This window comes from Photorhabdus sp. RM96S, assembly GCF_042879335.1.
GTDB lineage: Bacteria > Pseudomonadota > Gammaproteobacteria > Enterobacterales > Enterobacteriaceae > Photorhabdus > Photorhabdus kayaii.
This window is the reverse complement of sequence record NZ_JBHFKT010000002.1, coordinates 227678-254091: the sequence shown is the minus strand read 5'-3', so window position 1 is coordinate 254091 and position 26414 is coordinate 227678. Positions and strand designations below refer to the sequence as shown.

Genomic DNA, 26414 nt, shown 5'->3' with positions numbered 1-26414 from the left:
TCTCCTTTGTTACCGCCGGAAACGCAAGACTCGCTACGTAGTGGTCTGGCTAACTCCCTTTCTACGACGGGACTTTCACCCGCAAGAATAGTGCAGCTTTGCCCAGCGCACTGTCCATTTCATTATTTCATAATAGTGCTACACTCATTTTTTGTCTTCCTGGCTTTTGCTGTGATGAAAACGATGCCAAAAAGGCATCAACATAATTAAGCAACTGCCACATAAATTGACAACAGTGATTTCGCGTTATTGTCTCATGGAGCGATTGCCATAACCGTTCTATTTTATTTAGCCACGGTGAATAGACGGGTAAAAACAACAGGGTAAATTGGGATGTCGTGCCAGCCACTCCTTTACCTTCTGACTTTTATGAATACCGTAGTTATCTAAGATTAATGTGAGAGTTTCCGCATGGGGATATTGATGATTCAGTTCATCTAACATTTTGATAAATAAATCAGAGTTCTTTTTTATTCCTTTAACATAGGTGACTTGCTCTGTCTGAGCATTGAGGCAACCCGCAAGGTAATGTTTTTCATTTTTTCCCGGGGTGATAACCCGTTTTTGTTGTCCTTTGAAACACCAGTCTGCGCCGATTTTCGGGTTGAAATCAATATCCACCTCATCTTCATAGAAAACGGGATGTTTTTCCGAAATATTCGCTTTGGCTTCTGCGATCTTTGCCATTTTCTCCTCATGTTCAGGATCAGGTTGCTTTACCGTGGGCGCCGCTCTGCGCCAGACAATCCCCACCTGAGCAAAATAACGATAGAGGACACTTTGTGTCAGGGAGAGGTTGAGTAATTCATTAAGAGTATGCGTCATAAGCTCAAGGCTCCAGCGAGAGCGAAGATAGCCGAATTCTTGGGGAGATTGCTGTAATAAGAAAAGCAACAGGCTATAGAGAGGGGTGAGATCCCAGACAGCAGGTCGGCCAGCCGGTAAACTTTTGAGCCCTTCGAGTCCATATAATGTAAACCATTCAACCCAACGATTGATGGAAGAGCGTGCGGCATGAAGGGTTTTGGCGACATAAGTCACTGTCAATCCCTCATTGAGCATCAATAACGCCGTCAATCGACGGGAATAGTTCTTATCACGGGTTTTATGGATAAGTTTTCTCATTTTCTAGCATTCATTTTGAGGTATGGGTGCTATGATAGGCATCACTCAGTCCGTGTTGAGGTTTGGGATTTTTGGCAATTGATCAGATCGCAAAAATCGGACTGAGTTCCCTCCAAGTGATCTATTATTTTGAAAAGTTATTTAGGGCCAACATTTTATTTTTGTGCGACGGTGGGCCAGTTAACGGAAGAGATGATAAAGGCTTATCTGGCACATCATTTTGAACCAAACCCGGATGATAACTTCAGAATGGACAATTGACGCATCGTTCAGCCGATGCGTATCCGGACTTTCAGTCCGTTAATCACTAACCGACCAACTTTAGTCGGTGGTTGTTGAGTTTCCTTTAATGTACTGAAAAATGTTTTTTTTTGTTAATTTTTCATTTAAACTAATTTTCGTAATTGTAAATTAATAGAATAATAAAAAGTATAATTGCTCCACCCTGAAACCCAGATAGATTGATAACTAACATTTTTTTGGTTTGTTCGGTTATGGGTTTTATTGGCTGATTGTGCACTGAAAACTGTTGGAGGCTGTCCAGCGTGTTTGTACTGGGTGTGTTGGCTTGACCATGATGGGAAGAGTTTTCAATATGAGCAGGGGGTTCGCGTTGGTCTGGTGCCAAGCATATACATATACAATGTCATGCAGACAAAGAAATTCATTGGCATTACCTGTGTAAGATGGAGCTAGGTTAATATGGAAGTAGTTGGTCAACAAATTACCCGGTTAGACAAAATTAGAGGAAACTATGTCCGCCTGTTTGATGCTTTAAAAGCACAAGGATTTCATCAGGAAGCCAAAGAAATCCTCACAAAGGCTGTGGAGCAAGGTTTCTTCTTCGACCTTATGCAAAGGCCGATAAATCTGATCGAAGGATTGGATAGCACGCCTGTTCATAACAGCCAAGATTTCCCTATCGTTGAATTTCTTGAATCGCATTTCGATATCATTCGAGAGGAGGTCGTCGCGTTGCAAAACAAGGCTCGACAGCAGGCATTTTGCGATGTGGAAGAACCTTTAATTGACGCTGGTCGCTGGCAGGAAATTGTGTTTTTTGAGGCCGGTACACGTTCGAAGAAAAGTTGTGAATTACTCCCCAAAACCAGTAGTGTGCTTGATGCGTTGCCTTTAGAGGTCAAGGAAGCTGGCGTGATCATGCTGTCTATGCTCGATCCTCAGACCCACATTGTTCCCCATTGTGGCCACACGAATGGTCGCTTGCGTGTTCATATGGGCATTTCCATACCAAATGACGTGGTCATGCGTGTCAAAGAGGAATATGTAACCTGGACTGAAGGCCAATGTTTGGTCATAGACGATTCCTATGAACACGAGGTATGGCATTACGGGGAAACGCCCAGAATTGTGTTGATCGTTGATATTTTCCATCCTCAGTTATCCGAAGCAGACAAGGAAAGGTTGCGTACAAAATCCTCGACTATCGAGTCGAGAGTCGGGGAGTTCATGGAACAGAACCACCTTAAGGTGATTCAACAGACAGCGCAGGGGATCAGGTTTGAACCGAATGATTATATGGGGAAAAAAGTTGCTCGATATCTGGCTCAGACCAACTGTACCATGGTACGTTTGAGCGATGGCAGTGTGGAGATGTCGAGCGACGAAGTACCAAAGGCTGACATGTTTTTATAAAGTTAACAGTTACATACATGTTGAGCGTCTCAAAAACTCAAGGAATTATAGGGAACAGTGATGTTAAGTGAAGCATGGTTTAAGCAGTGTTTTCACCACGTTTTACCAATGGAAAACTCCGCGCCGCTTATCATTCAACCGCGTGTGCGAGGGGTTGATGTTGCGTTTTTCTTACATAAATACCGGAGCGAATTCAACGCATTGCTTTGTGAGTTTGGCGCGATACTGTTGCGTGCTTCTGGAGTTGAAGCCGCAGAAGATTTCAAAAGAATATCTGACAGTATCTCGCCGGAATCCATCCCCTATGATGAAAAATCTACCCCCCGTGCTTCGCTCAAAGACGTGCAGCATGTTTACACGTCTACGGAATACCCTAGCCGTCTGAAAATTGACTTACACTGTGAGAATTCCTATGCACATGTTTGGCCAAACAAAGTCTTGTTTTGGTGTAAGCGACCTGCGGAACAGGGCGGGGAAACCCTTTTAGCCGACACTCGCAAAGTATTAGCAACCCTGCCGAGCTGGCTGGTCGCAGAATGCCAACACTCTGCGGTGCATTACCACCGTACATTTTCTGCTGAGTTGGGGTACGAATGGCAAGTGGCATTCGACGTCAATTCTGTACCTGAACTAGAAGCGAAATTGAGTCTGAAAGGCTATAACTGGGAATGGAAGGACGGCAATTTGTTGACCCTTAGGACTGGAAAGTGGCTGAGCGAGCATCCAAACACCAAAGAGCAGGTGTGGTTTAATCATGCACATTTTTTTCATTCTTCCTCGATTGCTTCAGCGCTAGGTCATGACCCAGACTCAGCCCGCAATATGGCCGCGGCTCTTCCGTATCAGGTGACGTTTGAATCTAAAGCGATCGATGACAGTGCCGTAGCCCGAATACGCAGTGCTTTCCAAGCCTGCAGCTACAGTCTCCCAATGAAAAGGGGGGATGTACTGGTGATAGACAATATGTTAATGGCCCATGGTAGAAATGCTTTCGAAGGTAAAAGAGAGGTCTTTGTGATCATGACTGAACCGAACACTCATAGTTGATAAAATCTCATTTAAAAGATTACCCAAGGAAATAGCCTACAAATGGAAACTAAAGCTGCAAATCTGCACCAACTCGCTCCCCAACAATTCTCATTTTTGAATTTGGAAAAGCAATCCGGTATTCCGTTACCTCCCAGTCAGGCCACTCTTTACTTGAGTAAGCCTTTAGATCGGGAAAAGCTCATTGCTGCAGTGAAGCAATTGGTGGAAACGCAGGAAGTGTTGCGGACAACACTGGTCTCGATGGAAGGCATGACAGTGCCTGTGCAAAGCGTAGGAGTCGGCGCACTGCAATTCCTGATTGATGGTCAAAATACACTGTTGTTGGGTGAAGAATTGGAACCCAAAGCGACCGTAGTCATTAACGTTTTGCCTCACGAGAAAGGTGAGAAAATCGAGATTACCTTGCCAGCGATGTTTGGTGACAAGGCATCTCTGAAGATCATGGTAGAGCAGATGATGCTGTTTTACCACGGTGAACTAATGGTACAGAGTATTGTTCAGTATGGCGACTATGCATACTGGCAGAACGAGATACTCAACAGTACCGGTGCACAAGACAGTCGTCTGGAGACGGTATTGGCGAATTCCTGTCTGTCAAATTCAGTAGTATCAGTTGACGAATTCGTTCTCTATTCGGGGACCAATGGTTCCAGCCGGAAGGCGATTCAATTGGAACCACAGGTGAAAGACCAACTGCTGAGTTTGTATAAATGCAATAGTGCCAAAGTGGAAGCGACTGTCATTGCCGCCTGGAGCTTCATGCTCGCTAATTCACTGCAACAGGACACCGTCATTCTCGGATGCGTCACACCCAGCCGGCTGCGCGAAGGAATTGGCAATACGATTGGTTTGTTTGAGAAAACCATACCTGTCCAAGTCAGACTGGCTGGAGAAACTGCTGGTTCACTCGTAGATCTTGTCGCCCAGCGCGTCGCAGATGCTTACGAAAACCAGGATTCCTACAGTGCAAGCCACTTGTTCGACGCCTGTGCTGATAAGGGATTCGACGCATGTGGACTGGCGTATGTATTCGAAAGTACGGATTTGGTATTGGTGAATGATGCACTTGGATACCGAATGGAGACTCAGGGGTGGGCGGAGTCGCCCTACAAGTTAAAACTCTTGACGGACCATTCGAACGACGACATCCGTTTAACGCTGTCCGCCAATGGGGCGTTTCTGGAAGAAGAAATCAGTCTGTTTGAAGAGCGTTTCCTGATTATCCTCAACCAGTTTTTAGGGGATGAAGTGCTGTCCTTGGACGATTTCGAAGTCATGGGTCAACAGGAAAAAGCACTACTGGCCAGCTTCAATTCATCTGTCGCTGTAGGTGAGACACTTCCAACAGTTTTGGATATTGTCGCTCAAACTGCACAAAATGAACCGGATGAAGTGGCCATTGAAGTGGCTGGTCAAAGGGTTTCTTATGCTCAATTATGGGTACGCGCGGATCACATCAAAGCTGGGTTGGCCGAAAAGGGGGTCAAGACAGCACATAAAGTAGCGATTCGTATTCCCCGTTCATTGGACTTTATCGCGACGACCCTTGCTGTGTGGGGGCTGGGTGCAACAGCAGTACCGGTTGCCCCTAACACGCCGGTGCGCCGGGTCAGTCGAATGCTTGAAGACGCAGGATGTTTACTAGCTGTTACCGATGTCAAGGTGTACTCAGACTTGGGTTGTCCTAGAGTCAGTATCAAAGAACTCATCGACATTCCGGTGAAAAGTGGTACCAAGTTTGACGTTCACAACCAGGCCGAACCAGCCTTTGTGCTTTTTACCTCTGGCTCAACAGGGGTGCCTGCAGGTGTTCAGGTTTCCCATCAAGCGCTGGCAAACTATCTCAGCTGGGCTAAGCAAGAATATCAGGTAGAAAACCGCTGTGATGCAGTATGGCACACGTCGGTGGCATTTGACCTGTCTGTAACCAGCTATTTGCTGCCACTGGTCACAGCCTCGAAAGTGATCATTGCCACCGAAAGCGAGGGTATTACCAGTCTCGTCGCCAACCTTGCTTCAGCTGATGCAGCCATGATCGTCAAGATGACACCTTCACATGCTATTGCGTTGGTAGAAGAGCTTCACGCCAGGGGGACACAATATCCCCATCCTCACACACTGGTTCTCGGAGGGGAAACACTTACCTCCAAGCTGGTATTCCGTTTGAAAGAAACATTCCCCCATGCGTCGATATTCAATGAGTATGGACCGACTGAGGCGACTGTTGGTTGTAGCTACCACCGTTGTGGGCAAGTGTTAACGACATCCAATGTTTCGATCGGAAAGCCCATTCAAAACACCAATATGTTCGTGGTGGATGATAATGGAACTGAACTACCCATAGGCTCTATTGGTGAAATCTGCATCTCAAGTGTGGGTGTTACACCCGGTTATGTGAATGCTGAAGAAAAGAATGCTGAGAAATTTATCCACATCAATAACCAACGAGCCTACCGTACAGGTGATCTGGGACGGATGCGAGCCGACGGTACATTTGAGTTTGTTGGCAGGAGTGACAGTCAGGTCAACCTGCGCGGATACCGAATTGAATTAGAAGAGATAGAGCGCGTACTAAGCGGTTGTCAAGGTATTAGCAGTGTTGCAGTGGTGCTTGGGAATTTAAAATCCGGCCGCAACATTGTCGGCTATTATCAGGTCGAGGGTAATTCACTGGTTGACAATCGACATTTGTTCGAACAACTGGAAGCCCTGCTGCCAGCATACATGATGCCTTATTCTTTGGTGGAGCTGAAATCACTGCCCAAGACGGAAACCGGCAAGTTAGACAGACAAGCACTTGCCAAGATGTTTGTCGGAGACAGTGGACATCAGGTACCTTACGTTGCTCCGCGTAACCAAGTTGAAGACATCCTGGCAGTGGTTTGGAAGAAAGTATTCGAAGTCGATGAAATCGGTATCGATGAAAACTACTTCGAACTGGGCGGAGATTCGGTAAGAAGTGTTCAGGTAACCGCGTTGGCAGAAGCGCGGGGGTTGCGCTTTGCCCTGCACTTGTTGCATGAAAACCCCACCATCCGCCAGCTGGCTACAGCCGTGAGCGAAACCCAGGAACATGTCGATCTATACAAAACCCAGCCATTTGAGCTGTTGAGTGAAGAAGACAAGGCGCTACTACCAGCTGACATCGATGATGCTTATCCGCTGAACCTGCTACAGGAGGGGATGATTTATCACCGAGACTTCGCACCTAAATCGGCTGTATATCATGCGATTTGCTCTTACAACATCAACATGCCAATCGATGTGGCTCTCATGCACAAAGCAGTGGGTGACCTGGTTCAACAACATCCTCTGTTGAGAACGTCATTTGATCTCTCGACCTTTAGTGGCCCCACTCAGTTGGTGCACAAAGAAGGCGGCTCACCGCTTGGCTATCAGGATTTACGGGGAATTGCTTCTGATACTCACCAGGATTACGTCGACGAATGGATGGAGGCCGAGAAAATACGTGGCTTTGAGATTGAAGAGTATCCATTGATTCGCTTCATGTTACATCACTTTTCAGATGAACATTGTCAATTGAGTTACAGCTTCCACCATGAAATCATCGATGGCTGGAGCGATGCAATGATGATGACCGAATTGATGAACCGTTACTTGTCAGCGGTCAACCAGGTGCCCATGGAGTTCAGATTGCCTGACTCTTCATTCAGGGACTCGATTTACCTAGAACACCAGGCGTTGAAGAATGAAAAATTCCGGGATTTTTGGCTGGACAGGATCGCTGACGTCAATGTGATGAAGATGCCCAACATCAACAAGCTCAAAGCTGACAAGGGTGAACGTGATATCATTAAGTTCGAGCCGTACTTCAGCAAAGAGTTGTCTGATGCGGTCAAGAAACTGTCGGTAGATCTGGCTGTACCTTTGAAAACAGTCTTACTTGCAGCACACTTGAAAGTGATGAGCCTAATGGGCGGCCACGATGATGTCATGACTTATACGGTGGGCAATGGTCGGCCAGAAAACCGTGACGGGCATGCTGTTGTTGGCTTGTTTGTAAACAGTCTCGCATTCCGTCAGAAGTTACCAGGCGGTTGCTGGGTTGACTTGATCAAAGACACCCTAAAAACCGAAAACGAGCTGTTGCCTTACCGTCGTTATCCAATGGCGGAATTGAAACGTCAGAACGGTAGCGAACCGTTGGCCGAAACACTGTTCTTTTTCAACCACTATCACATTACTGATGGGTTGGCACGGTGGGACAATGCCGTCCTGAATGATATTAAGGTTTACGCCGAGTCTACTTTCCCATTCTGTGTGAACGCATTCTTGACCCCGTTTGTAAAGGATATCTGTATTCGAATTGAGTACGATGCATTGCAATACCGTGATGACATCATGCGCGTAGCAGGCCAGTTCTACGTTGATGTCTTGAAAGCGATGGTTGCCGATCCTTATGCCAACTATGACGACAGAAGTTTCCTGCCCACCGAAATGGAAAACACCTTACGCAATGTCTGGAGCAAAGGAGAGCAAGTCGATGAAGCAGATACCGTATTAAAGCGTATTGACACCTTTATTACTGGTTCACCTAACCAAGCTGCGGTGATAGACGTCAACACAAGTCTTTCTTATGGTGCATTTGGCAATTACGTCAACGGATTGGCCGGTCACCTGGTCGAAAATACCGATACACAAAGCCGGTTTGTTGCTATTTGCCTGAATCGTTCGGCCGATCTTGTTGCAGCAATCTTGGCCGTTATGAAGGCCGGTAAGGCTTATGTACCTATTAACCCCGAGTACCCTGACGCGCGCATTCTATCGATGATCGAGGAGCTGGGTTGCCCGCTGATTTGTGATGATAAAAACTACATGCGTTTTGTGGACAGTGATTTAGAGCAGATTAATCTGAGTGAACTCAAACCTGCTCTGATGGCAACGCAAAATGACGCACCTGCAGTGTCTATCTCTGCCGATTCTCCAGCTTATGTCATTTATACTTCTGGCTCTATGGGCAAACCTAAGGGTGTTATTGTCAACCACGGCAACCTAGCAGCTTCAACACAGGCACGACTGGATTACTATGACCTTCAATCCACAGAGAGGCATTTGCTGGTTGCGTCTGTTGCTTTCGATAGCTCTGTCGCTGTGATGTTTGGCGCATTGTTCAGCGGTGCGACGTTGTTGGTTGCAAGTGACGAAGCCGTGAAAGATCCGACATTGCTGATTGAATTCATGCAGGCGCATCAGGCAAGTTGCCTTCTGTCTGTTCCGTCACTGTTGTCAACGCTCATCGACGAGCAACTTAGCCGGGTTGGCAGTCTGAACAGGGTCATTTCAGCCGGAGAAAGTTTGCCGAGAGAACTCAATCGCCGACTTTCGACAGAGTTACAGGCAGAGGTATACAATGAATACGGCCCCACGGAAGCGACAGTTTGGTCTACTGTGTACCATGTCGCGGGCAATATCGACAAAGCCACGGTACCGATTGGTAAACCCGTCCCCGGTTCCCAGGTGTACATACTGGACAACAAAATGGTGCCTGTACCGATCGGAGTGCAGGGTGAATTGTACATTGGCGGAAAAGGTGTCGCTGCAGGTTACTTAAACCAGCCGGAGCTAAACGCAGAGAAATTTGTTACCAACCCATTCGATCAAGGACAAAGCCGTCTATACAAGACGGGTGACGTTGCTCGGTTTGATCAAGACGGCAACATTGAATTTGTCGGGCGTGTGGATCGATTGGTCAAAATTCAAGGATTCCGGGTCGAACTTAGCGAAGTTGAGGCAGTATTAGGTGAACACAAGGATGTGCAGAAATGTATTGCAGTGGCGAGCGAATCTAAGCTGGGTCACAAGTATTTGTGCACCTATGTATTGCCTGCAGAAGAAATTGCGCACGAAGTAGATACCATGGAACTTAAAGAATATGTGAAACGTATCCTGCCTAAATACATGGTACCTTCGGTTATTATGGTGATCAACCAACTGCCGCTGACAAGCAGCGGTAAACTTGATTATGAACACCTGCCCAATCCGGGCCGTTTTCTGCTCGAGCGCTCTTCAACGTTTGTAGCACCCAGGACAGAGACTGAAAATGTCGTTGCTGGAATCTGGAGCAGTGTATTGCAGATTGAACGGATTGGTGCGAATGACGACTTCTTCGAACTTGGCGGTGAATCGTTGGCGGCGATGAAGTTCATGGCCCAGATTCGCAAGGTATACAGCGTCAGCATTTCCCTCGGCGATGTGTTTAATGATCTCACCACAGTCGCCAGCGTGGCGGCTAAATTAGACGCCGCGTTAAGTAATAAAAACGACCATCAGCCTGAAAGCGTCGGAGAAATGGAAGTTGGAGAGATCTAACGCTAAGAAGTTGTTGGTTAAACTTAATGCACTTGGGATTAAGTTGTGGGTGGAGCATGATACATTGCGTTTTCTTGCGCCACCCAACACCTTTTCTGCGCCATTGCGGGAGCAGGTGAAAAAGGTTAAAGTTGACCTAATCACTGAGCTCCAAGCCTGCGCAGAGCAATTTCATCCGGTATCAAGTGCGCAAAAACGGATTTGGTTGGGGGAACGCTATTCTCCCGATCTGTCCGCATACAATGTTCCAATGCTTTGGTACGTGAAAGGACAGTTCGATGAATCTCAACTGGCGTGTGCAATTCAGCGTGTGGCGGAACAAAATGATGTGTTTTGTCAATCATTCCACTTTCAATATGGGGAACTGACCAGCCAATTCAAAGCTGGCTGCCAGCTTCCTTTAACCCAGCATGACTGGCGCAAACCCTTTGACAAAGGGCCGGATGCACTGAGTGATGAGGAGAAACTGACCGAAATCTCGAGGCTAGCCATAGTGTTTGAGCCATTTGATTTGGCGGCTGCACCTTTATGCCGGGCTGATTACTTTCAGCTGAGTGAAACCAGCGGTGCGTTGCTAATTGTTTTTCACCATTTGATCATCGACGAATTTTCAGCAGCATCATTTACGCGTCAGCTAAGGACTTGCTTTACAGGATATAAGGAAGGTGAGAGGAGTCCGCAATTCACTTATCAAGAATATGTGATGAAACAGAAGGCTGCCGAAAACTCCCCAGCCTACAGCGATGCCCTGAAGCATTACCGGCAACAACTTGGTGAGGCGCTGATACCCGTACCGCTGCCCTACAAGAAACAGCCACAGCCTTTAAACACTGAGACAGATTCAATCACCGTCAATCTGTCAGCCGAACAGAGTAAACACATCACAACTGTGTTAGCTGAGCAAAGAATAACGGATTTTGTTTACTTTCTAAGTGTATTCATGGTGTTGTTGCGACAGAGCAAAAAAGAACAACGCATTCAGGTAACCACGCCCGTTTCTTGTGTTCCCGAAAGTCTTGACGGCGAAGCGATGGGATTATTTCAGAATATAGCGGTCATAGGGGCTCTGTTGTCGCCCCAAACACTGTTTAGCGAACTGTTAAAGCAGGTGAAAAAGAGCATCGGCCTCGCGTTAGACAATCGACACCTGGTCTTTGAAGATGTCGTGGCCCGCAACCAATCCTGTCTGGCGTCATCGCCCCAACTTCTGTTCCTAAAACAGACCGCTCAACAACAGCACTTAATTATTGGGGACGCCACCTTTGAACCGGTCTGGTTTGGTGGGGGGGCAGGGAAGTCAGACCTTCTCGTCGGATTCACTCACCACGACGACAGGTTTGTGATTAATTTGGAATTCAAAGTGGGCTGCTTTGACAGGCTGACAATCGAGGAGTTGGCTCGCAGATATCGCACCTTGTTGTTAACCGCAAGCGAAGCGATTAACGGCCAAATTGCTGAGTTCGAACCGGTGCAACAGCCTATCGCCCGATCCATACCGGTATTAGTTCATGAGCAACCGATAGGTCCCACTCAGACAGAGTTTGTGAGTATTACCTCACATTTGGATGCCTTGGCACTGAAGCATCCGCACAAGTGTGCCGTCGATGCCGACAGTCGCCTTACCTACCAACAGTTAAAGGAACAATCCGATCGCGTGGCATGTGCTCTTCAAGACAAAGATATTTCACCAGGAAATATGCTTGGACTTTGTATGCGAAGAAGCAGCGGCTTCGTGGTCTCGCTGTTAGGCATTTTGAAGGCCGGGGCTGGTTATGTCCCCTTGGACGATACCCTTCCGAAAGAGCGGTTGAAAACACTATGCCGGGAAGCAAAGATCAGTGCGGTTATCTGTTCACAGTATGAATTAGACAAGTTGCAGGAGGTGGAGATCAAGCCCTTGTTTATCAATGACTTGCTTAATTCTGAAAAGATCGTTGCAACCAGCCGCTTAGTTACCCCCCTGCCGGGGCTGTCGGCATATGCCATTTATACGTCAGGTTCAACAGGTGAACCAAAAGGCGTATGCGTCTCGCACCGTGCTCTGGTGTCTTTTCTAAGTTGGTGCAGGGACTGGTTTAGCGACGCAGTATTTGAGCATTTATACGCGTCAACTCCGATAAGTTTCGACGTTTCCGTGTTTGAGATTTTTGCATCCCTCTACTGCGGGGGCACTGTGCGCTTTATCCGATCTTATAGTGATCTGCCCGAACGTAGCACTACCAAACTCGCCATTACTGCAGTGCCTTCAGTTTTAAAACAGTATTTGTACGGCCACGAACTGAGTCCTGCCGTCGACACCGTCTATTTGGCTGGTGAAGCTGTTGATGCCAGGTTGGTCGAACTGATTAAACAGCGTAGCAATATCACAAAGGTATTCAACCTTTATGGACCCACCGAATCCGTGGTTTATGCCACGGGTTATGCTTGGCCCGATCTTGCTCTTAGTCACTGTATCGGTAGGGTGAGAACGGATCTTCAAAGTTATGTTGTGGACGATGACCTGAACCTGGTCGCAGAGAATCAGGTTGGACAACTGGCCTTGGCAGGAACCGGCATTGCTGAGGGGTATTTACATTTGCCAATTGAAACAGCGAATCGGTTCGTACCGAATCCGTTCTCGAATAATGCCGGTTCACGCATGTACCTTACCGGTGATTTGGTCAGGATGACCCAGGCAGGTAATCTAGAATATCTGGGACGGTTGGATGGTCAGCTGAAAGTCAATGGCGTCAGGATCGAGCCACAGGAAATCGAATCCATGTTGAATCAGGATGCCGACGTGGATTTTGCATTTGTAGGCGTTCGGGAGATAAACGGTCGTAAACTGCTTGTTGCAGCGCTGAAGCTTTCTCAAGTCTCGGAGGGCGTCATGGGACGTTTGCGGCACCGTTGCCTAACCCACCTGCCAGCCTATTTGGTACCGCATGTATTTCTACAAATTCAGGACATCCCGTTGAACAGTAACGGCAAGGTTGATCGGCAAAAACTACAGGGTCTGTTGGATAAGGGTGAAACAGTCAACTACCGCAGCAAAGGGGCAGCCAGGTATGAACTGCAGATTGCCCGGTTGTGGGAGCAGGTACTTTGTGTTGAAGAGATATCCTTCAATGACAATTTCTTTGAAGCTGGCGGTGGTTCAATGCAGCTACTTGAACTCAAAGAGCTACTGGAGCAGGCATTCAACCTGAGCATTCCCATCATAGACATATTTGCCTCACCTACTGTCAGAGATATGGCAGAATTGATTTCCTTACGACTGACGGGAGAGGTCGATGTGGTCGACGGACAAAAAGTACACCGAGGTAGTAAGCAGCGCCAGGCCATCGGGCGTATCGGACAAATAATGAGGAGACGGATGCATGAGTGAGAACATGGTGGCAGTTGTTGGTATGGCTTGCCGGTTCCCTGGTGCCGAAAATGTGGAAAAATTTTGGGAATTGATTTGTGGAGGAGGTTCACAAATCAAATCCTTCGATGTGTCGGAAAGGGAGTACAGCCGGTTCGCAAAATCAGTGGCTCAAGAGGAAAACTGGGTATCCGCTAGCGCAGCGCTGGAAGACGTATCGGCGTTCGATGCACCTTTTTTCGGCTATTCACCCAAAGAAGCTGCTCTGATGGATCCCCAGTTGCGACTCTCGCTGGAGTGTGCCTGGCATGCGCTTGAGGACGGGAATTGCAGGCCGGGAGATTTCCACGGGAATATTGGTGTGTACCTGGGCGTGAGTCTGAGTACTTACCTGTATAACAATTTATTGTCGTCGAATTCCGCCATCGAACAACACGGTGGATTGTCATTTTTACTGCGCAACGACAAGGATCATGTTGCCACCACAATAGCATATAAATTAGGTTTGACCGGACCTGCAATGAATGTCGGCAGTGGCTGTTCCAGTTCACTGGTGGCTGTTCATCAGGCTTATATGTCACTGTTAACCTACCAATGTGATGCGACGTTGGCAGGCGGCGCTTCAATCCTGCTGCCGCAAAAACTAGGTTATCAATACGTTGACGGCGGTGTGTATTCGAAAGACGGGAGGTGTTGTCCGTTTGCTGAAGGAAGCAGCGGTACTGTTGGAGGCAATGGTGTTGGCCTGGTATTGCTGAAAAGGCTGGAGGATGCCGTTCGTGACGGCGACACAATATACAGTGTGATAGTGGGAAGCGGGTGCAGTAATGATGGCAATCGCAAAGTGGGTTATACGGTGCCGTCCAAGGACGGGCAGGTAGCTGCTGTGGACACCGCAATATCCATGGCTCAGTTGACAGCTGATCAAATTGATTATGTTGAGGCTCATGGTACGGGAACTAAACTCGGTGACCCCATCGAAGTTGCTGCCCTCAGCCAGGTATTTAACCAGACCAGTTGTGAGAAACAGCGTACATTCCTCGGCTCTGTGAAGGCCAACATAGGGCACCTTGATGCCGCTTCAGGTATCGCAGGTTTCATTAAAAGTGTACTGATAACAAAGCACTCTGAAGTGCCCATTCAACCCAACGCCACAACGCTAAATTCACAGATCGATTTCACCCAAACACCGTTTCGGGTTGCAAATCGACATCACGTGCTCCCGTTCCACAGGCCGCTTACCACGGCGGTAAATTCTTTGGGAATGGGAGGAACAAATGCATTTCTATTATTACAGTCTTATCGCGAGCCAAAGCCTGTCACACGCACGGGGAATAAAACCTGGCCGACTGTCTTTCCACTATCGGCCAAGGATCCTCTGTCTTTAAAGAACTATTGTGCCAGCTTGTTGGAATACATCAGCGCAGGGGACCTGCCCGAAATAAGTGATTTTGCCTTTAGCCTGGCTAACAGCAAAACGGCATTCAAACATCGTGTTGTGTTGCATGCCGGTGATTACGCTGACCTGAAACGTCAGTTGGAAATGGTAACAGTCCAGTCGTTTAGTCTTCAACCCGAGAATGCCAGCCAACTCATGTTGTGTTTGTCAGGCCTCGAAATCGGGGGTATTTCCGAAGTGCTCGACGAACTAAGGGCAGGTAGCAGCCCGCTTAAGGACACCCTGCAGCAGCAACTTATAGCATTGGGGTTCTCATCATTTGACAGTATCGATAAAGCCTTGAAAGCCAATGAGGCTAAAGCACGCTTAAAAGGTGCTTTAGCAGCTTCTGCCGCGTTGATGGGAGCGGTTGTAGAGTATTTGACGAACGCGCATGTGGCAATTGTGACCCTTCGCGGGTTCGGTTTTTCCGATTTTATTGCAGCCTATCTTGCTGGTGTGGTGAGCTCAACATTTTTGCTTCAGGTCATTGATGAAGTGGCAGACGCGAAATGCGAAGGTCATTCAACGGGTGAGCTGTCTCTTATGACACTGTTTGATGAAATTGAGTTTAATCGCCTGATGAGGGCGTCGGGAAGGTGGCAGTCTTTACTTGAGCAACTGCAATTGTATGGTGAATTTCCGGCAACTAGCCTCTGGTGGCCCTCACTGGCGACGGAAGCACAACACCATAGCCTGATGGATCTGCTCCAAACACATATTGCTAAAAATAGCATTCTCACCCTATCTTCAAGGCAATCAAAGCACTTCATCAATGTGTGCTGCAGCCGCTTGTTAACGCCTGCCGAGCATCAGAGAGTGACTACCAGTGAGACTCTAGTGCATATACTCATTCACCTGTGGGAGAGCGGAGTTGACCTTGACTGGCAGGGGCTCCTGCCAGGATACACTGCGCGAAAGGTAAACTTACCAGGGTATTGTTTCAGCAAGAATCACTACTGGATAAGCAACGTAGGAGAATTTAAGTACAGTCTGCAAAACAGCGGCGGTAAGATCTCACCAACGGGATTGGACGCTTTACAGCAAGTAGAAATGGGCACGCGGGCATTTTCGGCTGAGCAGCTGGGAATTTGGCAAGGCTTAGGCCGACAATATATAGCGGCGCTTTGGATGCAGATGCTGCAATCTTGCTCACTATCCGAAAGTTTCAGTAAAGTTCAGCTGCGTGAGCTGTGGGCAATAGGACCGCGGTATGAGCCTGTTCTGGAGTATTGTTTATCTTTGTTGGTGGCCAGTGGTTACCTGAAACAGCAGGCTGATAGTTTTGTTGTGAAAAAAACGCACAGTGAGGCTGAACTGGCCGCCATCAGGCAGCAGTTTGAACAGGCGTTTCCAAAGCAGGTTAAGTATATCGCATTGATCGCGAACCTCGTGGCACAGTACCCGGCGATAACGATGGTTGACGGTGCTCAGTCCCAGTTGACACAGGTGCTCGAAAAGGTGCAGTTTGCCGACGCCTTGGAATCCGTGTCCGAATATAGTGAGGCTTATACACTTCAAAGTCGCAGGCTTGCGGCTTTTATCAACGGACTTGCCCATGAACTGGGGCGGCCCCTCAAGATAATGGAGATCGGTTGTGGACATCTGATGCTGACGAAGGAGGTCGCTGATTCAGTCGAGCCTGGCAGGCTGGCACACTATTGTGTAACTGATGTGAGTCCGGTGTTTATACACAGTGCCCAATCCAAAGCAGAGCGACTTGGGCTGCACTATATCAGCACCTGTTTGTACGACATCAATCTCAGCCCTGAGGAGCAAGGCTTTGTTGACCGGGAATTTGATGTGATCATAGGCCTAAATGTGTTTCATCTGGCAAGCAATCCGCGTCAGTCATTCAACAACCTACACAACTTACTCAATAAACAAGGTTATTTATGTCAAATTGACTTGCTGTCTGCAGATCCATCTCACAATACCGTATGGGGAATTTATGACCAATGGTGGGGCCCATGGCATGTCGGTACCAAGCGTACATTGTGGAGTCAAGCCGAATATGGGCAGTTTTTGGCCGATCATGCCGAGCACTGGCATCTGGTGGGTGACAGGCAGGAGTTGACAGAATCCAGCTCGGTTTTATGGATTAGCAAACGGGTCGACTGCGCGAATATTCAGCCTGCCTTGGCACAGGATGCCGCCCATCTGAGCAGAGATAATATTAACCGACAGGAGCAATGGCTGGGCATTAATGACGATCCATCTCAATGGTTGTATTCACCACAATGGCAGAGTATTGAATTGACTCCGACGGTGGCACCAAGTGGACGAACGAGTGTCGTAGTGTGCGTCGATTCAAGAAGCGCTCAACAAATGCTTGATGCTTCACTCTCCCGTATGTGCGATCCACTCTGGCTGTTTATGGTTGACGAAAATAATGCATATGGGCAGGCATCAACGGCTGAACTGGGTCCGTTGGCCGACAACGAATTTATCCTCTCCGGTACCGAAGATCTCAAGCATATCCTGCGGTCTGCGATACAAACCGATGGCAGTGTCAGTCATGTCATTCATGCTGTAAATATCGATCAGTCTTTGCAGAACGATGGTACGGAGAATCTGACGTTTGACAAGGCCTGTTGGATAGACAGGGGCCTAGGGGGCCTGTTTGACTTGGTTCAGATTTTGGATAAGCTTCAGCCGAACAATGGATATCGACTCAGTTTGATAAGCAAGGGCTTGTTCAACGTGGTCGGAAATGAAACACTGGTCCCCGGTCATGCCTTGAGTGCCGGGCTTTTAAAGTCAGTTTCTATTGAGTATCCCCATGTTGTAACGCAGCACGTCGATCTGCCGATGGAAATCGGCCAGACCCCCCCAGCTCCCCTGCAAAACATTTTGACGTCTGATTTCGAATGTGCAGTGGCGCTTCGGGGCGGGAGAGTCTGGCAGCAGACATACCATCTTAGCAACAATATCGCGCGTCCTCCCGAGCCGTTTGATTTTAACGGTGCGCGTATCGTGGTGATTGGTGGTTTGGGTGGAATCGGCCTAGCTATGACAAACTATCTGACGGCTCATTACCAGGTCGATGTGTGCATATTGCACAGAAACCAACACTTCCAGGATGGCTTCATCAGCCCTGGACTGATTGTCACAGATGATGCGAGTTTGCCAGAACATCATGCCGGGCTGTTGAAGAATATTGCAAGCCGGGCCCATTCTCTTGCCCTCTATCGCGTAGATATTACAGAGCAGGTAAGTGTCAAAAAGGCGGTCGAAGAGATCGGTTGTCACTATGACGGCCTGGACTATGTATTCCATTTGGCAGGCTCGATCGATACCGGCGGAATATTGAGAAGCCGAACCAAATCGAACCTAGCACAAGCTATTCAGAATAAAACGGTCGGTCTGCATCATACCGTACAGGCATTCAGTAAGTTGAGGCCGAAAAAGCAAATCTTTTATTCGTCATTGGGCACCGTGCTTTACAAAGTAAAGTTTGGAGAAGCAGGCTATATCATCGCTAATGATTACCTGAATGCCTTTGCGAGATACTTGAATTCCTGTGGTGAAAACACGTTGTGCGTCAACTGGACTGATTGGAGTGAGTCAGGGATGTGGGTCGATGCTCAGCAAACGTTTTCGGACAAATATGCACAAGGGCGAGCTGTCGCCGGTTCGCAAACGGGTACGGACACTTTTACATTGGCTGCGGACTGGATAGCCAGCATCAAAACAGACGATGCCATGCTCGCTTTGGGACAAGCTTTGGTGCGCGAGACTCAAGAAGCAGTGATTACGCCGCAAGACCTCAATCAATTGTTGTCAAAACAGCAATCCACCAATTACACCGATTATGCGGAGCATATAGACAGAATTGGCCTGCGTCTGGAAACGCAACAGCCTTCAGCACGCACGCTAAGTGCTGAGGGGGAGGTCCAGTCGAAACTGTCAGAGATTTGGACTGAATTGTTAGGGTTACCACTATCCAGTCTGGAGGATGATTTTTATTTGGTGGGTGGTGACTCCTTGTTGGCTTTACGCCTGATCGCACGGGTTAAGGAGACTTTTTTGGTCGAGTTGACCCTCACAAAATTGATGGACACTACTACATTTGGAGAGTTGGCTGACTTTATCGAAGATGTTCGCTGCCTGAGGGGCAAGCCGGTTTCAGAATTAGCGGTGGACAACTTTGTGACGCAAGAGATATGACGCCGAAAGCGTTAATAAAAGAGTTGCTTCAACGAGGACTTCGACTGTCTTGTAAAGACGGGAAACTGCTTTTACATGGTGACAAATGCCAGATGGATGAGTGCTTGCTGCAACAGATCAAAGCATACAAACCGGCATTGATGGAACTAGTGCAGGTTTCGAGTATCCATGTCGATAAAGCAACCGACAGTTTTCCCTTGTCCTATGCGCAGCAGGAGATTTTACCTATTGCGCTTTCCGACCCACAGGGCTGTCAATTTAATTTGTGCAGCGCCGTCATCCTGCAAGGGGAATTGGACTTGGACGCAGCCGAGCTGGCAGCAGTGAGCCTGTTGCAGCGCCATCCTTCACTGAGGACCAAGTTTACTTACGATGCTAGCAGCGGTGAATCCAGCCAAACAGTCTTCAAAACGTCAAATTCCCCTCTACATTGGGAAAGCTGGCCATACCTCCAGTCGGAGGAAGGGGCCAACCCTACTGTGGTAAAGGAATTTTGCCGCAGGCTAGCCCGTAGGTCATTCGACTTGGGCGGCGGACTGCTGTTGCGAATACACCTGTGCAACCTCCATGACAATCATTGGCTGTTGGTGATGGTCAGGCACCATATTTGCTCCGACGGATGGTCGTTTGCCATTCTGGTAAAGGACTATTGTCATGCCTACGAACTCGCCAAATCGGATCCGGCGGCACAACTTCCTGAAACCAGCGTCAGCTACCAACAATTTGTATTGGACGAACAAAGGTTTTTGCAATCCGACAGAGCGCGAGCCGCCGAAACGTATTGGCACCAACAGACAGCAAATCGCCAGGCAGTGCTTGTGCCGTTCGATATAGAGACAAGCGACCCATATGGGCTGGCCAGTGTAAATCATTTTACACTGGCTGAGGAGCTGCACGAGAAAGCCTCGGCACTTGCCATGCAACAAAGTGTGTCGTTATATTGTGTGCTGTTCACTGTGTTCAATACCCTCATCACGTTTTACCGGCAGTCCCAGTGTTTGGAGAACGACAGTTTTTGTGTCGGTACGGACGTCACCATGCGTGACAGAGTGGGGCTAGAACAGGTGGTTGGTTTGTTTGTGAATCGCTTACCGCTGAGCTTTTCCTACAATCTGCAGATGAGCTTCAGTCAGGCCCTGAGTGTGACCCGAAGCGTCATCAACAATGGCATGCAGAACAAGGCGCTTCCCCAAAGTGTGCTGGTCGCCAACCTGCGCGACAAAGGTGCTTCAGACGAGTTACTTTTCTCAGCGCTGTTTGGTTTTCATAACAATCCACATAGCCGCTTCTCCATGGATAAACTGACGGTGACGGACGCGTTATTTTTTCCACCTGTGAGCACCAATGTGCCCTTAACTCTGTATTTCACCAACCAAAACAATGGATTGATTGCAGAGTTGATTTATCGGAAGGATCGTTATTTTGAACGAACTATCCAGGAAATTATCGACCTTTTCACCAAACTGCTGGAAACATGGGTTTATGCTCCCGATACCAGCTTGGAAACAGGGTATGCAATTTTCTGCACGGCTTTAGATGAGGGGCACCGAGAACAACGGCGACGTTTTCAACGCAAGAGCACAAGGCTCAAACGAGGCATGGATAAACAGCATTATGGTTAGTTGGAAAAACAAAGCTAAGAAAGGTTGCGGACGCGAAGAAAGCCCGACGGGAAAAAGCCCTGTGTTGACAGATATCGCTGGTTTGACGATACAAAATGGACAAGTGGCAACGCTCCAGTCACACAATCGAGCGTCTTCAATTATGTCATTGGTAGCCAACTTTAAAGACGAACTAAGAGACATATTGGCAAACCATGGTGCAGTGTTATTAAGAGGGTTTCGAGTCGAATCGTCAAACGTTTTACCCTTAGTGGTACGCTCTTTTGGTGAAGTCCCATTCGACAACCAGGAGGAAACGTCCCCTCGCACTCATCTTGGCCAGGGGGTGTTTACGTCAACAGAATATCCCAATGAATATACCATTGAATTTCATAACGAATGTTCATATCAGAACCATGTACCCCAGTTTATTTTCATGCTTTGCGTGCAGGCTGCGCCTTATGGCGGCTGCACCCGGCTCTCTTCTTGTGCGGATATTCTGCAGCAGTTCCCTGAAGCGTTGTTAAACCGGTTTCTCCAATCCGGCTATATCTATGAGCGAAATTATCTACTGCATACAGGGCTATCTTGGCAACAGAGCCTGTCAGTAACCAGCCTGAACGAGCTTAAGCGCTACTGCAACCAGGAAAACATCGAGTTACAGGTAACCGATGATGGCCACGTCAGAACGCGTCAGAAACGTCCTTGTGTTGCCAAGCACCCAGATACAGGGAAAGCGTTGTGGTTGAATCACACCCTGTTTTTTCATCATTTGTCTATTCCAAATGAATACCGACAATCGATGGGTACGCTGGCACAAATGCGGTTTCCTTTTGATACGTGCTATGGAGATGGTCAAACCATTGATGTGCCAACGATGGAGTTAATAAAGGGCCTATATGAACAGAACGCAATCAGCGTACAGTGGCAGCCTGGTGACGTTCTCATTTTTGACAATTTGAGTATGGCCCATGCAAGAGAGCCGTTTGAAGGTGAGCGCGAATTATACCTAGCCATGGCAAAACCGATTGCATGGAAAGATATGGATATTAATCAAGATCGAGAAGTAAACGTATGCACATGAATGATAAAGTAATACTGCCACAGCAGCAGGGGGAGCTCACGAGGGCAAAACAAACAAGAAGGCTCAGACATTTCGTTGTAGCCGAGGTGAGTCTGGACACATCACTTGATGTTGCAGACATATGTAGCTTGGTTGCTGCGGAGGTTGAATCCACCGATGCTTTTCTCTATATCTTGCACCAAACAACAGAGAAGTGGCAACTGCAAAGGGTCAGGCAGGCGTCAGACTGTGTCCTGGTCCAAAGTGGCCAGGCACAGGTAACCGCCACTAAAGGTGAACACTGCAGTTCCGTAGCGGGATTAAAGTCCTTGTTGTCCAGCGAAAATTGTTCCCACGACGCCGTGATTGATGTGCACTTAACCGGAGAAGGAGTGATTAAGATCACAGCTGTGTTTTCACCTTGGTTAACTGATCCAAAGGGAATGGATATCTTTTTGCGCAAGGTACAAGCCGATATCAACAACCGGCATCTAGCATCCCAGGTTGCAGATGAGCAATCAGACAACACCATGAGTTTGGATGAATATGTGAGGTGGCAACAGGATATTCTTGAGCTCGAAGAGGCGCAAATTGGACAGCAATTTTGGAAGATGCAGTTGCGTAAAGGTAGAAATGCGCAATCTATTCCTTGGCGCAACAATATACCGGAGACAGCGGCTTCAACCGGTGAGGTGCAGGAATTTATTCAGGCGCTTCCGCAATCGCTCCTGGGGGCGATTAACGCCTACGTTTCGAAACACAGGGTAAGCCATGTTGCCTTGTTCTTAAGTTGCTGGGCCTTGTTACAGGCTAGGATCGGCCTTGAATCGAACTTCTTGACCTATGTTCGAGTAGATGGACGCGAAGAGGACGATCTGAAGGGCTTCATCAGTCCCTGCGATCCGGTTGTGCCTGTTGCGATTAATATCAATGAAAAAGCACCCTTCATTCAGAATATCAAAGACATCGAAGACGCGCTGACGGAGGCGTGTGAATGGCGGGAATGCTTTGACTTTTCTGATGTGCGAGAGATACCGTCACTATTCAGCCATTCCAGTCTGTTGCTTGATAAAGTTGGAAAGACTGATGGTTTACCGGCCGAATCTCACGGCTTGAGTGACCTTGTCGTGAACATCGTCGACAATCGCTTAATACGGTGGTTGGGGTGTACTCGCTATTTGGGCCAGGATGCATTGTCATTACTCGCAAATTACATGCAGCAACTTCTTCAGCAGTTGGTGTCGTCACCAATCGCGATAACAGCTTCACTGAAGCTTGAGGATGGCGTGCAGGAAGTTGCAGTTGTCGACAAACAGGATTCCTCATCCCGTATCTTTATTCCTGTTCATCAGCAGTTTTTCGCGGCGGCAGAGCAATTTGCACACTTGCCCGCAATAGAATCTGAGCTGACAGTGGTAACCTATCAACAGCTGTCGCAGAAAGTCTGTAATTTTGCTGCTGGACTGCAACGTTGCGGTGTCGGTAAAAATGAAACTGTGACCGTGTGCCTGCCACACAGTGTCGAGCTTATCGTCGCTATCTTGGCAGTCATGCAAGTAGGTGCCGATTTTGTCAACGTTGCCCTACCAATGCCCGTAAAACGAGTGAGCCAGCTGGTGAATGACGCTGGGGCCAGTTGGTACATCGCTGAACACGTGCTTGATATTGACGCTGATATCAAACCTGTGCTGTTGACAGAGCTGACTGAGAGCCAATCACATTTGTCTCCTGTGGATATTTCAGCCGACACTCTGGCGTACAAAATATTTACTTCCGGCTCAACCGGACAACCTAAATCGGTGATGATAGATCATGGGGCAATCGCCCTGCAGTTGAAATCCTTTCAACAGTGGGTAAAGCTGTCATCAAACGACCGAGTTGTATTGAGAACCAATTGCGGTTTTGATGCCTTTGTGTGGGAAGCCTTGTTGCCCCTCCTGAGCGGATCCAGATTGTTGTTGAATCAAACTACGGTACCCGATGATATTGTCAGCCTCCAAGCTTTACTACAAGAACGGCGAGCAACTGTCTTGCAGGTAACCCCCAGCTTGCTTAGGATTTTACTCCGGGATGGTGGCAGCGATACGTTGGAAGGTCTGAGAGTGCTGGTGGTTGGTGGTGAACAATTTACCGCGGAACTTCAAGCTGCCCTGTCAGATGTCAAATGCGAAGTATTGAATGTATATGGTCCCGCCGAAGCCTGTATTCATACGACCGCCCACCGTGTCGGAAACAATAGGTATGAAGGTGGAGTGCCTATTGGGCGGCCGTTGCAAGGGTATACATGTAAGGTTGTTGATCACCAAGGCAAAGATGTGGCAACGGGGTTGGAGGGCCAGCTATGTGTCACCGGTAGGGGGCTTTTCCAAGGGTACTGTAATGACCCTGAATTAACCGCGCAATCTTTTTTACCTGCCGGAGACACACGGCAAGGGGCAAATGGCTGGTACAAAACGGGAGACAGGGTACGCCAACTACCAAATGGCACGTTTGAATTCCTAGGACGGCAAAACAGGCAGATAAAAGTCAACGGTTACAGATTGGATCTGAATGAGATAACCGCAGCGGTTGAGTCCTGCCGCGGCGTAGAGCAGGCCTATGCAGTGGTGCTGCGTCAACATGAGCAGGATGTTTTGTTTGTGGTATTTCAGGCACAACTGCATAGCGATGGCGTTGATGAAGCAAGCATCCGTGCAAGCTTGCAACAGGAGCTACCCTATTACCTGATTCCTTCTACCATCATGAAAATCCATTCCATTCCTTTAAACCGCAACGGAAAAGTAGACACAGAGGAGATACGCTCCTTCATCACTAAAGCCAATTCCGTAGAATTTAAGGCACCGCGCACCGACTCGGAAAAACGCATCCTGGTTGTCTGGCAGGAATTGCTTAAAAGCAACGCCATCAGTATTCACGACAATTTTTACCTGATTGGCGGCCACTCTTTATTGTTCTCACGATTGGTGATCAGACTCAATGAAGTCTTCAAGCTCGACCTAGCGTTAGTTGATTTGTTGCGATACACCACGATCGCCCAATTGGCTGAATGCATCGACAACCATATTTGTTCAGAGGAGGCATTGCCCGAATGAAGTCAATGCCAGTATGGGATTTGGCCATCGTTGGTGCTGGCCAATCAGCCAAGGCACTATTGATGTCTCTCGCACAAGCTCGGGCTCTCGGTAAGCTGCCAGGTGAAGCGTTCAATGTCGTGGTTTTTTCCGATGCGGCGCAGCTTGGTGCTGGCTTGGCGTGGGATGCAAAGCAGAATCATGCGATCCACCTTTCCAGTTTGGCTAACGCATATCCCAGAGGGAAATTTGGTGCTGAAGAGCATCCCCGTTTTCAGGCGTTGATCAACCATTTACATGCACAGAAAGTGCATGTCGAGGTTGTTTACCAGCGAGTATCAATTATTCGCCAACAAACGGAGCTTTGGCAAATCTCCAGTGAGGAAGGTACCCCAAGCTCAGCACATAACCTGGTTTTGGCACTAGGATACTCTGCCTATACAGAGCGCAAACTGGGTCTAGCAGCTCCCTGCTTCTCTACTTGGCCGTTCATGCCCATGGTGGCGCAGGTGGAGGAAGCGTTACAACACAATGAACATGAGAACAAGATTGCTGTTGTCGGTGGTTACCTTACAGCAGTCGATGCGGTCTGCGGGGTTGCAGAGTCTTTGGGTCAGTTTGCACTAATCAATGGTACTCTGACATACGTTTCGGATCGTCAGTATACGATAAACTGGCATACCAGAGACGGTTTCCTTCCCAAAGTATGGGGCAAAGAACCTGACGCTTTCAAAGGAAAATATCTCACCTGGGGGAAGGTGCAGGCCATGCTCGAGTCCTTACCACAAGGAAACTATATCAAGTTGCAAGACCTAATACGGCTAGTCATGCTGGAACTGGCATCCGGGAACATTACAGCCTTCGATGAACGCCAGTGTGCAGTATCACAATTCATCCAGTGGTTGCGTGACGGGCATCAGGGGCATCCTCATCATGTGTTGAAACAAGACATAGATTCGGTACTCGGAAATGACCGTGCACCTGTGCAATACGAGCATGCAAAGCCTCTTGGCTATCAACGAATTTTATTCGGAACACTGCCCATGGTAAGCGAGCTTAGTGCGAGGCTGAACCCGCAAGATAAGTTGCAGTTTGAGCAACGCATACGGTCTTTATATTACAATTCAGCGATGCCTATGGCTCTAGTCAATGCGAGCCGCATTGATGCGTTGATTCTGGCCGGCTATCTGGAAGTCGTAGTCCCTGGCACAAATGGCCGACCCGGAAATCCGATGACCTCGGCAGGGAATGTCGCGGCCGTTATTAATGCAACCGGATTTGACACTAATTTATATCACAGCCCCTCGTCACTTGTGCAGCAGATGATAAGAGACGGCATCATCGTACCGCAGTCATTCGGTAATGCACAGCAGACGTTCAGCGGTATGCAGGTAAAGCCTGATAACTGCCGTCTCATAAGTCGTGTGCCAGGTGGAGCCTGCCGTGCCTATGCTATGGGTCCACTGGTCGCAGGGACCTTCATCGACGCACAGAGTATTGGCCATGTTCACAGGGATGCCGAGCGCATCGTCAAAGATTTATGCAATTGATGAGCTAAGGCCAC

General features: G+C 48.2%; 10 protein-coding genes and 2 pseudogenes. 11 read left to right on the top strand and 1 reads right to left on the bottom strand.

The genetic code is table 11. The features are described 5' to 3' along the window. Positions 1-210 (top strand): hypothetical protein (locus tag ACGF49_RS02200; RefSeq protein ID WP_387489389.1); only part of this gene is annotated, 210 nt, incomplete at its 5' end. Here the strand turns inward: ACGF49_RS02200 and ACGF49_RS02195 are convergent. Continuing rightward, positions 128-1125: pseudogene (locus ACGF49_RS02195) on the bottom strand (IS630 family transposase). The gene ACGF49_RS02200 and the pseudogene ACGF49_RS02195 overlap by 83 nt on opposite strands. A gap of 156 nt (positions 1126-1281) precedes the next feature. On the opposite strand from ACGF49_RS02195, the pseudogene ACGF49_RS02190 reads away from it, so the two are divergent. From ACGF49_RS02190 to ACGF49_RS02145, 10 genes and pseudogenes are all read left to right on the top strand, one after another. Continuing rightward, positions 1282-1386, top strand: a pseudogene (locus ACGF49_RS02190) (IS200/IS605 family transposase); the annotation flags it as partial. A 441-nt stretch (positions 1387-1827) separates the two neighbouring features. Next, complete coding sequence (locus tag ACGF49_RS02185) at positions 1828-2781, top strand: aspartyl/asparaginyl beta-hydroxylase domain-containing protein (protein WP_387489376.1); 954 nt, start codon at positions 1828-1830, stop codon at positions 2779-2781. 60 nt (positions 2782-2841) lie between these two features. Beyond that, positions 2842-3828: a TauD/TfdA family dioxygenase gene (locus ACGF49_RS02180; RefSeq protein WP_387489373.1), complete on the top strand. Its 987-nt coding sequence runs from the start codon at positions 2842-2844 to the stop codon at positions 3826-3828. A gap of 42 nt (positions 3829-3870) precedes the next feature. Beyond that, complete coding sequence (locus ACGF49_RS02175; RefSeq protein WP_387489370.1) at positions 3871-10161, top strand: amino acid adenylation domain-containing protein; 6291 nt, start codon at positions 3871-3873, stop codon at positions 10159-10161. Next, entirely contained in the window at positions 10148-13528 is a 3381-nt protein-coding gene (locus ACGF49_RS02170) for an amino acid adenylation domain-containing protein (protein ID WP_387489367.1), read from the top strand. Before ACGF49_RS02175 ends, ACGF49_RS02170 begins: the two co-directional genes overlap by 14 nt. Next, positions 13521-19115, top strand: a complete 5595-nt coding sequence (locus ACGF49_RS02165; protein WP_387489364.1) for an SDR family oxidoreductase — start codon at positions 13521-13523, stop codon at positions 19113-19115. Before ACGF49_RS02170 ends, ACGF49_RS02165 begins: the two co-directional genes overlap by 8 nt. Continuing rightward, a complete protein-coding gene (locus tag ACGF49_RS02160; RefSeq protein WP_387489361.1) occupies positions 19112-20737 on the top strand; it encodes a condensation domain-containing protein in 1626 nt (541 codons plus the stop codon). The genes ACGF49_RS02165 and ACGF49_RS02160 overlap by 4 nt, the downstream gene beginning before the upstream one ends. Next, complete coding sequence (locus ACGF49_RS02155) at positions 20730-21800, top strand: TauD/TfdA family dioxygenase (RefSeq protein ID WP_387489358.1); 1071 nt, start codon at positions 20730-20732, stop codon at positions 21798-21800. Before ACGF49_RS02160 ends, ACGF49_RS02155 begins: the two co-directional genes overlap by 8 nt. Beyond that, entirely contained in the window at positions 21797-24871 is a 3075-nt protein-coding gene (locus tag ACGF49_RS02150) for an amino acid adenylation domain-containing protein (RefSeq protein WP_387489354.1), read from the top strand. The genes ACGF49_RS02155 and ACGF49_RS02150 overlap by 4 nt, the downstream gene beginning before the upstream one ends. Next, positions 24868-26400 (top strand): hypothetical protein, encoded by a 1533-nt coding sequence (locus tag ACGF49_RS02145; protein WP_387489351.1) that lies wholly within the window; start codon positions 24868-24870, stop codon positions 26398-26400. The genes ACGF49_RS02150 and ACGF49_RS02145 overlap by 4 nt, the downstream gene beginning before the upstream one ends. Positions 26401-26414 lie beyond the last annotated feature (14 nt).